The sequence below is a fragment of the Sporofaciens musculi genome (genome assembly GCF_009830285.1).
Classification (GTDB): domain Bacteria; phylum Bacillota; class Clostridia; order Lachnospirales; family Lachnospiraceae; genus Sporofaciens; species Sporofaciens musculi.
On sequence record NZ_WUQX01000001.1, the window covers coordinates 3,336,036 to 3,347,798 of the forward strand.

General features: G+C 45.5%; 10 protein-coding genes. 1 reads left to right on the forward strand and 9 read right to left on the reverse strand.

Annotated elements, in window-relative coordinates; translation table 11 throughout:
* Positions 1-318: 318 nt before the first annotated feature.
* From GN277_RS16810 to GN277_RS16820, 3 genes are read right to left on the reverse strand one after another with little or no spacing between them, the layout of a single operon-like run.
* Positions 319-1,362 (reverse strand): lysylphosphatidylglycerol synthase transmembrane domain-containing protein, encoded by a 1,044-nt coding sequence (locus tag GN277_RS16810; RefSeq protein WP_159752019.1) that lies wholly within the window; start codon positions 1,360-1,362, stop codon positions 319-321.
* A 25-nt stretch (positions 1,363-1,387) separates the two neighbouring features.
* Entirely contained in the window at positions 1,388-2,098 is a 711-nt protein-coding gene (locus tag GN277_RS16815; RefSeq protein WP_159752020.1) for a polysaccharide deacetylase family protein, read from the reverse strand.
* Positions 2,040-3,254 carry an MGDG synthase family glycosyltransferase gene (locus tag GN277_RS16820; RefSeq protein ID WP_159752021.1) on the reverse strand — a complete coding sequence of 405 codons (1,215 nt, stop codon included), beginning with the start codon at positions 3,252-3,254 and terminating at the stop codon, positions 2,040-2,042. The genes GN277_RS16815 and GN277_RS16820 overlap by 59 nt, the downstream gene beginning before the upstream one ends.
* Before the next feature lie 323 nt (positions 3,255-3,577).
* Between GN277_RS16820 and sigK the strand changes: the two genes are divergently transcribed.
* Positions 3,578-4,147 (forward strand): RNA polymerase sporulation sigma factor SigK, encoded by a 570-nt coding sequence (gene sigK, locus GN277_RS16825; protein WP_244324751.1) that lies wholly within the window; start codon positions 3,578-3,580, stop codon positions 4,145-4,147.
* An 88-nt stretch (positions 4,148-4,235) separates the two neighbouring features.
* On the opposite strand, the gene GN277_RS16830 is transcribed toward sigK, so the two are convergent.
* The 6 genes from GN277_RS16830 to ilvN form a co-directional block, all read right to left on the reverse strand.
* Positions 4,236-5,480 carry a peptidase U32 family protein gene (locus tag GN277_RS16830; protein WP_159752023.1) on the reverse strand — a complete coding sequence of 415 codons (1,245 nt, stop codon included), beginning with the start codon at positions 5,478-5,480 and terminating at the stop codon, positions 4,236-4,238.
* A 27-nt stretch (positions 5,481-5,507) separates the two neighbouring features.
* A complete protein-coding gene (locus tag GN277_RS16835; protein WP_159752024.1) occupies positions 5,508-6,158 on the reverse strand; it encodes an O-methyltransferase in 651 nt (216 codons plus the stop codon).
* A 44-nt stretch (positions 6,159-6,202) separates the two neighbouring features.
* Positions 6,203-7,507, reverse strand: a complete 1,305-nt coding sequence (locus tag GN277_RS16840; RefSeq protein WP_159752025.1) for an ABC transporter substrate-binding protein — start codon at positions 7,505-7,507, stop codon at positions 6,203-6,205.
* Between the two features lie 13 nt (positions 7,508-7,520).
* Positions 7,521-10,088 (reverse strand): hybrid sensor histidine kinase/response regulator, encoded by a 2,568-nt coding sequence (locus tag GN277_RS16845; protein ID WP_159752026.1) that lies wholly within the window; start codon positions 10,086-10,088, stop codon positions 7,521-7,523.
* A 40-nt stretch (positions 10,089-10,128) separates the two neighbouring features.
* Positions 10,129-11,184 (reverse strand): branched-chain amino acid aminotransferase, encoded by a 1,056-nt coding sequence (locus GN277_RS16850; RefSeq protein WP_159752027.1) that lies wholly within the window; start codon positions 11,182-11,184, stop codon positions 10,129-10,131.
* 67 nt (positions 11,185-11,251) lie between these two features.
* Positions 11,252-11,758, reverse strand: coding sequence for an acetolactate synthase small subunit (gene ilvN / locus GN277_RS16855; protein ID WP_159752028.1), 507 nt, complete (start codon positions 11,756-11,758; stop codon positions 11,252-11,254).
* Positions 11,759-11,763 lie beyond the last annotated feature (5 nt).

Sequence of the window (11,763 nt, forward strand, 5' to 3'; positions counted from 1 at the left end):
ACCGTAATACATGCCCTTCGGGTAGGTGGACTTCGTCCAGCAAGGTATTCCCTTCAGACTAGTGGAATTCGTCCAATAAAATATATGTGACTGCTTCATGTCTTGTGATCTACTCGACCGATGTGGTCAGATGATTTGACTCTCGCGATTCGCCAAGGTCAAGAGGACTTGCGCCTTGGCAGATTGCTCGCAAGAATTAGGATTGTTATGAAATGCGGAAAAATAAATCTGGGATTCTCCTTGTTCGGAATGTATCATCCTCTCTCCGCTGTCCAATTTTATATTAATATACTTCATACCAGATTGCAAGAAATTCTCTTAGACAAATTTCGACATTTTCCTTCTGCCCTTATACCTCCATAGAAACACCATCATTACCGCGCTGATCAGCAGCAGACAATAGAAGCTGATTCCTCTGTTTACCAGAGTCGCAGCCGCCAAAGGATTCTCTGTAAATACACCGGAGAACAGCCTTATGAATGCATATTCACTGATTCCCGCTGCCCCTGGAAAGGGAAGCAGCGCGGTCGTCATAAACAGCACTGTCTGCAGCAGGAAAATCTGAGGGTAGGCTAAGCCCTGCTCTCCCATAGCAAGACAGACCATATAGGGAATACTGAACCAACAGATTACCTGAATTAAGCTGACCAAAAATACCTTCCCCATCAATCGTGGTTTTCTGCGAATTAAATCTGCACAAGTCTGAAAATCACAAAATGTCTCGTCTAGTTTTTCCTGCCATTTCTTCTTATTCTTTACAGGGAACCGGTTGATTGCCCCATATAGGAGACGAAGCAGCTTATCTTTTAGCCGACGGGAAAACATCACCGACAAAAGCCCTGTAATAAACAGGATATTAATCAGGAAGCCCAACGCCGCCAGTACCAAAAGTTCTCCCTGAGGCGTCACCTTTCCCTGTATCATCGCTGCCACAGCCATAATCTCCATGAAGAATACTGCAATCTGGAAGCTTGTCAGTTCTCCAATTAACGCCAGCGTCCCATGGGAAAGCTCAATTCCGTCCTTCTTCATGGCATAGAGCTGTGCCGGCTGGCCTCCTGTAGAGGAAGGCGTGATAGAGCTGAAAAAGAAGCCAATGTAAGCATATTTCATGCCCTGCCAAAATGTGACAGGATGACCGAAGGATCGAAGCATAATCCTCAGGTTGATTCCTTCCGCCAGGTGAAATACCTCCGCCATCAGAACTCCTCCAATAAGAAACGGCACCGAGGTCTTTGCCAGAGCCTCCCACACAGTCCTAATGTCTGTTCCCTGAAGAACCAGGAAACACGCGGCTGCCACGAATACCAGAAATACAGCCCCATAGCGGATGATTTTCTGTACAGATAGCTTCTCACTCATACACATCCTCCCTTCGCAAGCCAAATTACCCTTCATACACGTCCATCCTTTCAAATGAATATCCTTGCTTAATCAAAATTGGCAGCGCCCTTTTTAGCGCCTCAATCGTACGCATCGGCGCTCCTGCCTCTCCCCTGCCGTCGTGAAGACAGATTACAGCCCCAGGAAATACACGTTTTAAAAGCTTCCTCTCAATGGTGGCTTCCGTCTCTTTGGCTGACCAGTCATGGGCCATCACATCCCAAAAGGTCAGTTTTAAATTCATCCGCCTCAAGTAATACAGTGTCCAGAGATTCAAGTGTCCCCAAGGCGGACGGTAATAGTGGATTTTACATCCCATTTTCTCCATAGTCAATACGGCTTCTTTCATATCCCTGCGAACAAATTTTCTTCCCCGAAGCAATGCATTTTCATGGCGAATGGAATGGATTCCAATCAGATGTCCTTCCTCTCTCATTTTTTTAATCAGCTCTTCATTCTCTCTGGCAAATTCTGCGACAACAAAGAAGCTTGCCTTAATTTGGTACTGTTTCAGAAGATTTAATAGCTGCCCCGTATACTCTCTGCTTGGCCCGTCGTCAAAGGTTAAGTATAACCGTTTCTCTGTCCCATAAGTCTTACTCTTTCTTCTGCTTCTTCGCTTCCATAAATATTTAAGCCCCTCCGACGGTATCAGACTATAACATAGCAGCCCTGCGCAGAGCAAGCCTGAGCCAATTCTGTACATTTTCTTCATATCCCCGTTCCTCCTTAGAAATGTTTTCAAAAAACCCACAACAATAAGAAATCTGATATTCCCGACCTCTTTTCGCCATCTCACAAACTGCCTGAGAAAGTTTTGTATCCATCATTTCCTGACCTGCCCTGACCGTTCGTGCTCTAAGCTCATCAAGCCTCCCAGGGTCTTCCAAAAGCTTTCGCAGTTCTTTTGTAAAATTCTCCTTCTTATTCCAGATTACATGTGCAAAGCCCTTTTTCTGGGCATATCTTGCGTTCACGATCTCCTGCTCAAGAAATGGGCGGATAATAAACATTGGCACTTTGCTGTGCAGAATCTCAAATAATGTGATTCCTCCCGCCTTTGTTATAACAAGGTCTGACTTACTCATGTATTGCTCAATATTGTCAACATATCCCAATACTTCAATATCGTCAAAATACCCTTTCCACGTCTCATATGTCTTTTGGTTTTTTCCTGTAATTACAGTTGCTTTTACATTTGGCATCTCATGTAATGTGTATAGAAGGTCTTCAAGCTCAGGCATGATACCCAGACCTCCTCCCATGACCAGGACGTGTTTTTCTTGCGCACCATTTTCATACAACCTGTCTTTTTCCTTCCTCACACCAAGAAACTGCTGCCGTACCGGCACTCCCGTCACCATGATATTCTCCGGCAAAGCCCCGAAGCCTACCAGATTGTTTTTCACCTCTATGGTGGGCGCCAGATAGAGATTCGTCTGATTCGCAAACCATTCCTTATGCATACTGATATCCGTAATACAGGTAACCAGAGGAATCATGTCCCCTGACCTGGCCTTGTAGGTCGCCGCTGATTTCTCACAGAAGGGATGTGTACACACAATCACATCCGGTCTGTATTTCTCCATCATCCTCTGAAACTTCCGGTATATAATTGGCCCGCTTGGTCTGTTCCCTGAGTTTATTTTTCCGGATATCTTATAGACCAGATTATAAATTCCATGGTAACGCTCGGCCACAAGTCCGAACACCTTGTATATCATCTTGCTGATATATGGGTAAAAATAAGCCGGAAGATCCTTCTGTATGATTTCGGCATCAGGATTCTGCCGCTTAAATTCTTCTTTAATTGCATTTGCCGCCATCACATGACCAAATCCAAATCTACCGCTTAATATTAGTATCTTCATATGTATCCCCCTCCGCTTTCTTAGCCAGCACTTGCTGTCGTTTTCCTTGTGATTCTCATTTTATTCCTTAAATCTAAAGAATGGCGGCATGGATTTCTAAACATATTCTGAAGATATAGTTGTCCCTTTCTTGTGTTTCTAAAGATTCTCTTAAGAAGTAAAAGATCTATGGTATCATAAAAAGACATGTCTATTGACTCAATACTTTTTGTGGAAAAGCACAAAAACAGCAAACCTCACATAGACTATATCAAATACGCTAAGAGGTGCTTCTCTTGAAATCATTTCCCCAACCCCTCACAGCCGCAGAAGAAAGATATTATATGCAAAAATACACAGAGGGAGATCTTGAAGCGAAACATATTCTGATAGAACGGAATCTGCGCCTCGTTGCACATATTGTAAAAAAATATCAATCCTCCCCAGAAGATACGGAGGATCTGTTGTCTATAGGCACCATAGGGCTGATTAAGGCGGTTGTTACCTTTAATCCGGATAAATGCGTAAGGCTTGGCACCTACGCCGCACGCTGTATCGAGAACGAAATTCTGATGTATATGAGGGCAAAAAAGAAATCGTCGAAGGAGATATCGCTGTATGAGCCTATTGGAACTGACAGGGAGGGCAACGAGATTCAACTTTTCGATATTATTGAGACAGAAGAAGAAGACGCACACAGGAAGGTGGAATTAAGTGACGATATCCGGCTTTTATACCACAAGGTAGAATCCGCGTTATCGCCTCGTGAGCGGCTGGTGCTTAAGATGCGGTACGGGTTGTATAATGAAGAAGAATATACCCAACGGGAGATTGCAAAGCAGTTAGGTATCTCCCGTTCTTATGTTTCCAGAATTGAAAAAAGTGCAATCGAAAAATTGCGGGGATATTTTTAGATGTGCTAGAGACTATAAGGACTTGCAAATGGATACCCTCCTGGTATCTATCATTGCAAGTCCTGATTCTTTGTCGAACTATTTTTCCTTATTCCTCTGCTCGTCTCAAAATATCGAACCTCGCTGGCCGAAGTATGCCATCCCCACATCCCAACTCCACATACAGCACCTGCTTCGGGTGGGGCGCGCTTTCCTGCTCATTCCCCTCCTCATCCACAATCCTTAGCACTCTCACCTCTATATTCCTGCCATCCGGCTTCATGATTTCAATCATTTCACCCACAGAAAACTTGTTCCTCTGTTCAATCCGGTACATACCGTCTCTCTCATCCCCAACAATCCCAAGGTACGTATACTCCTTCACATAGGTATTATTGTCGTAAATCTGGCTTGTCTCATCTGGCTTTCCAAAATAAAACCCTGTGGTAAACTGACGGTAAGTACAGTTTGAAATCTGCTCTAAATACCAGGGCATATTCTCCTGATACTTTTTGGGGCTTTCCAGATAATCATCAATGGCCTTCCGATAGGTCCTGGCAACCGTCGCAACATAGAGGGCCGTCTTCATACGCCCCTCAATCTTGAAGCTGTCAATCCCTGCATCAATCAATTCTGGGATATGCTCAATCATACACAAATCCTTGGAATTAAAGATAAAGGTTCCCCGTTCATTTTCATAGACCGGCAGATACTCCCCTGGCCTTGTCTCCTCCACAATGGAATATTTCCACCGGCAGGGATGGGTACACGCACCCTGATTGGCGTCCCTTCCTGTAAAATAATTACTCAAAAGACACCTTCCCGAATAGGAAATACACATTGCCCCGTGAATGAAGCTCTCAATCTCCATATCCCTTGGAATCCTCTCCCGAATCTCTTTAATCTCCTGTAAAGACAATTCCCTGGCAGAAACCACTCTCTTTGCCCCAAGCCTCCACCAAAACTGATAGGTTCCATAGTTGGTATTATTTGCCTGGGTACTGATATGCCGTTCAATCTCCGGACAGATTTCCTTCGCCAAATCAAAAATTGCCGGATCAGCAATAATCAAAGCATCTATTCCCATGTCCTTCAATTCATAAAGATACTCCCGCACTCCGTCAAGGTCGCCATTGTGGGCAAGGATATTCACCGTCACATAGACTCTAACTCCATGCTCATGGGCAAATATAATCCCTGCCCTCATATCCTCTTTAGAAAAATTCTTCGCCTTTGCCCGCAGTCCAAAAGCTTCCCCGCCGATATATACCGCATCCGCGCCAAAGATTACAGCCGTCTTTAGTACCTCCAGGCTGCTTGCCGGTATCAACAATTCCGGACGTTTTCTATTCATACCTCTCTCCTCCATATATTATAATTGTCATATACTTTTCTTCACACTCAGCGCAACCCCATCTCCCAAAGGCAGGATGGACGTCTCAAACTTGGGGTGATGCTTTAATTCATAAAGATATTCCCGCATCCTGCCATGAATCGTACGGTTGCGCCTCTCCACGGCAAACCGAGATTCAATCACATCCCCGTCCTGCAGCACATTATCCGACATCAGCACCCCTCCGTCCGAAAGAAGCCGAAGAACATCCGGCAGATAATGAATATACTGCCCCTTGGCGGCATCCATAAAAATAAAATCATAGGGCCCCCTAAGAGTCTCCACGACCTTAAGGGCATCTCCCTCCATCAAAGTAATCTGTTCTTCCTTTCCCGCCCTCCTGAAATTCTCCTTTGCAATGGGAATCCTTTTCTCATACTTCTCTATTGTTGTAATGTGCCCGTTCTCTGGCAGATACTCACTCATTAAGATTGCAGAAAAACCAATAGCCGTCCCTATCTCTAAGATTCGGGACGGCTGTTTTATCATTAGGATTACCGAAAGGAAACTCTGAGTTTCCTTCCGAATAATCGGTACGCGTGTATCTAATGCCTCCTGTTCAATCTGTTCAATCACAGGATTCTTTGGACATTCCAGAGAACGGATATATGTGGTCAATCTCTCATCCATTATTGACATCGTATCTTATCTCCTATCAACTTAGGGCCCTCTATCGCGCCTGACTATTTTAACGATTCCTCCTGCAGTCTGTCAAACTCAGCCATACACTCATCCACAGAAGCGCCCTCCATCAGCTTGCGCACAATCAGGCAGGTGTTCCCCCACTGCTCCACCTTCATACCCGCATTGCTGGCAAGTACATAAGTTCCCTCATTCACCAAATCATTTAAAGGCTTAAGTGCCGGAATACAATTTACCTCCACATTCTTAGACGGGGAAATCACCTTATTCGTCTCCGCATACACCTGTAGGGCCTCGTCTGACAGGATTACCTCCAAAACCTCCAGGGCATCCTCCTTATTTTCTGCATTAGCGGCCACCGACATTCCGGTCATAGATATTACAGGCATCTGCCCCCGTTCACTTGGAAAACCGATGACACGCAAATTGAAATCCGGCTTCCCATAAGCTGTATCAGAATTGGCAGCTCCCCAGTAGGCCATAACAATCGGCGTCTTCTGGGCCATAAAATCAGGTCCCTCTCCCTCAATCGCCTCATAGGTATACGCCTTCTCTGCGTCAATGTATCCCAGTTCAATCATTTCCTTCAGATACTCGAAGCCAGACCGCATATACGTACTATACTTACTCTCTCCACTGTTCAGCGCCTTAACCTCTGCCTCAACATCTCCCCCGTTATACAGGTCTGCATATGCCTGGGCAAACACAAATGTTTCAAGCCACCAGCGGTTCGCCCCAATCGGCGTCTCAATTCCATTTTCCTTGAACACCCTGCAGCACTCCAGTAACTCCTCCGGTGTATTCGGCAACTCCAGCCCATACTCATCAAACATATCTTTATTCACAAAGAGACCGTAGACAACCACCTCCTGAGGAATTCCAACCAGCTTCCCATCCACTGTATTGGCTACCTTAACAACCTCCCTAAGATTTTTTGCACAGTCAAGCCCTGATAAATCCTCAAGCAGTCCCTCCTCTCCTGTTTTCTGAAGAACATCCGGATTCAGCAGATAAAAATCATCCATATTATTTCGTATCCGGTCAAGCGCCACGTCATCATAAGATTTCTCCTGATAATTCTCAGAGGTATAAGTATTGTAATCAACTCGAAGCTTAAGCTTATCCTCCGCCATGATCACAGTCTTGTCAAAGGCCGTTCTTGCAATATTTTCAGCATCCGGCTTCGACCTTTCCATAGGTGCGAACAGAACAACACTCTTATCCTTATTCTCCACATTCTTGGCAAGATTTTCAGTGGGCTCCTTTTTCTCGCTGCATGCCGCCGCTGCAATAACCATAGTACCGGCAAGCAGCGTTGCCGCCGCTCTCTTAAAACATTTCTTCATTACATCCTCGCTTTCATCGCAGATACAGACTGAGCGTCTGCTTTAATAACTCCATATCTACAGGCTTTGCTATATGCGCGTCCATACCCGCATCCAAAGCATCCTTGACATCCTCTGCAAAGGCATTGGCAGTCATGGCAATAATCCGTATCATCTTCGCATCCTGACGATTCAGGGACCTGATTGCCCTAGACGCCTCATGGCCATTCATCACCGGCATCTGAATATCCATCAGGATTGCGTCATATTTTCCTGGCTCTTCTGCGCTAAAACGCTCTACGGCAAGCTTGCCGTTTTGGACGATGTCGCAGGTTGCCTCCTCAATATCCAGAAGTTCTTCAATAATCTCTGCATTGATCTCGTTATCCTCTGCCACAAGAAAATGTCGGCCTGCAATAGAACCTGCCGCCTGCAGCTTATTCTCAGTCTCTATACCACGTTCTTCAAGAATCTCAAGGAGCTTCTCCTTAAAAGGAGCGACAAAAAATGGTTTTGTAAGAAATCCATCGATTCCTGCCTCCAGTGCTTCCTCCTGCAGCTCATCACAGTCGTGGGCTGTCAAAAGAAGAAGGGGGACATCCTTAGCACAGGCTTTTTTCATCTGCCTTGCCGTCTCAATCCCATCCATCAACGGCATCCTCCAATCCAGAAGGACTACGTCGTAATCCTTTTCCATATCGCAGGACCTCATTTGCAGCGCTTCTTCTCCGTTATGGGCCACATCCACATGGACGCCGGTATCTTCCATCAGCAGGCGGACATTCTCACAGATATCTGGCTCGTCGTCAACTACCAGAAGCCTCCTGATGCCTTTCTGTTCCCAGAACTTCTCGTCTGCCTCAATATCCGGTATACGAAGCTCCAAATCTACGGTAAACAGACTTCCCAACCCTACCTCACTGAAGACCTCAATCATTCCTCCCATGAGCTCCACAATATTTTTTGTGATGGCCATGCCAAGACCAGTTCCCTGGATCTTGTTGGTCGTACTGTTCTCCGCTCTGGTAAATGGCTCGAAAATCGTCTCAAGAAATTCCGGAGTCATTCCATAACCATTATCCTCCACCTCAATCCGCACACGCTCAAACTGATTGGAATGCTGCTCAAGGCCAATAATACGAAGCCAGATATTACCGCCCTCCTGAGTATATTTCACTGAATTAGACAGAAGGTTAATCAAAATCTGGTTAAGCCTTGTCTCGTCGCCAATCAAATGCTCATGCTTGATTCCAGTTACCGCAATGTCAAAATTCTGTCCCTTAGCTTTTGCCGCCGGACGTATAATGGCATCAATAGAAGATATCATGTCTTTCAGCGCAAATTCCCCGATTGTAAGGGCAGCCTTTCCGCTCTCAATCTTGGAAATATCAAGCACATCATTAATCAGGCCTAAAAGATGCTGACCGGAGGCAGTAATCTTCTTCGTATATTCCCGCACCTTCTCTGGATTATCCACATCCTTGGCAAGCAGGGTCGCAAAACCCAGAATCGCATTCATTGGCGTACGGATATCATGGGACATGTTCGAGAGAAACGTAGTCTTGGAATTATTTGCGATCTGGGCGGTCTGCAAAGCCTCCTTCAACTGCTTATTATGAATCTCCCGTTCTTCCTCCCTGTCTTTTTGAATCTTCCTCTGCTGTCTCTCAAAAAACAGATAGAATGCACACCAGCCCACAAAAGCTAACAGCATCAAGGCGACTACAATAAACATATTCTGATTAACCGCATCACCCTCCCTCTGTATCGCCTGGACAGGAACATATCCGATTAGATAAACCACACCGTCATTCACAGACCACATATAAATTAGAGAATCCTGATTCTGAATATTATGGTAGAACATCATATCATTTCCTTCATTGATATACTCATCTACCTTCTTCATAATATTTTCCTCACGGATTTTATTGGCGTTGTAAAAATCATCCAGGTTCAGATGCCCTGCATTCCGCTCTCCCATTCCCTTGGGCTTCATGACAAACTTGCGGCTGGCAGCGTCCATAAGATAGAGCGTCGCCTCGCTGTTATAAAAGTCATTGGGCAGCGCCTCGTCAAAAGAATCATAAATATACTCAATATAGAGTACTGCAATCTCATCATTCTCTCTCATAACCGGACATTTCATTGTATACGCCCAAGTTCCCATATCATTGACATAAGAACTGGACAGCGGCAGCCCATCCACCGTCTTTCCTGCTGAGAAATCCAAGTCTTTCTCAGAAAACACTTCGCCTGTGTTGGAAATTCCTTCTGTCTCTCCCGTACGAATCAAAGAGAGCTTAACCATTGTGCTGTTCCTCTCATAAGAAAGCACAAACTCCTCAGGATTCTTAGAATCCGCCATCTCCTGGGCGAGCAAGACCTGGAACTCCGCCTCTTTTCCCAGAATCGTCTCAATAGTATTTCCTATCAAATCCAGACTTTCATCCAGATTATTGATGGCTGACAGAGACATCTCCTTTGATATCTTCTGGGCAACTGAATATACCACAATACCCAGAATTAAAAAAACAAACAAAAACGGAATAATCAACGCAGCCCTTCTGCGCCCCCCACTTTTTATTTTTCCATTTCTCATAAAATATCCACCTAATGAATCGCCTGACGTCCCTCCCGCTTTAGCAGACTACATGAATCCATCCCTTGGGAGCCTCAAGCTGCCCCATCTGGATTCCGGTCAAGGTATCATACAGCTTCTTCGTCACTGGCCCCATAGCATCCATTCCACTTGGGAAACAAATCTCCTTACCATGGTCAACCACCTTGCCTACCGGAGAGATCACGGCCGCTGTACCGCACAACCCACATTCCGCAAATTCCTTCACTTCTTCAAACGGAACCTCCCGTTCTTCTACCTGAAGACCAAGATATTTTTCCGCCACATACATTAAAGAACGTCTTGTAATAGACGGAAGAATCGTATCCGACTTTGGCGTTACCACCTTACCATCCCTTGTCACAAACAAGAAATTGGCGCCGCCTGTCTCCTCCACATTGGTTCTGGTTGCGGCATCCAGATACATGTTCTCATCATAACCCTGGTTATGGGCGTCCACGATTGCATGGAGGCTCATGGCATAATTAAGCCCTGCCTTCACATGTCCCGTACCGTGAGGCGCCGCTCTGTCGTAGTCACATACTCTAATCGTAATCGGCTTGGCGCCGCCCTTAAAGTATGGTCCTACCGGAGTTGTAAATACGCGGAACTGATACTCATCTGCCGGTTTCACGCCTATTACCGGATTAGAACCAAAGAGATAAGGACGCACATACAATGTGGCTCCAGAGCCATAAGGCGGCACATATGCTGCATTCGCCTCTACAGTTTTATGGACAGCCTCCAAAAACCTCTCCTCTGGGAAAACAGCCATCTCAAGCCTCTTCGCAGTATCTGCCATACGCTTTGCATTCAAGTCAGGACGGAACATCACAATACGGCCCTCCTGGGTGGTATATGCCTTCAAGCCCTCAAAGCAAGTCTGCGCATACTGGAACACACAGGCACACTCATTGAGCACCACATTGGCATCGGAGGTCAGCCCGCCTTCATCCCACTCTCCATCCTTATAATGGGAAACGTATCTTTGATCCGTCTCAATATAAGAAAATCCAAGGTTTGACCAGTCAATATTCTTCTTCTCCATCTTTTGAGTCCTCCGTTCTTCTATTACCATAATATTACAATTTCTTTAAAATGTTATCTTATCCTATTATAATACCCAGCTTCTTAAAATTCAACTATTACCGTTCCATCATACTGATGGATTCAATCCCTACGCTTCCGCCCCTGACTACCTCAATCACCTTAAATTCTTCCTTCATCAGCTTAATCACAGCATCATTCTTGGTGGCTGTCTGCACGAACTCCAACAGCAGGCTGTCCTTCCCATAATCAATGACCTTTGCCTTGAACGTCTCTGCAATCTGGAACAGAGCCGCCTTATCCGCCGGCGTACATCTTAACACCTTAACATACAGAATCTCCTTCATTCGTACAAACACATCCGTAAAGTCAATAACCTTGATTACCTCCACCAGACGGTTTAGCTGCTTCTTAATCTGCTCAAAGGTCTCGTCATCACTGACCGTGGCAATCGTCATCCTGGAAACCGTAGGGTCTTCCGTTGTTCCCACGGTCAGGCTGTCCAGATTGTAGGATTTTCCTGAGAAAAGTCCGGAAATCTTAGAAAGAACTCCCACCTGGTTCTCCACGTACAGGGAAATCCACCGCTTCTTCATACTGTTCATATATC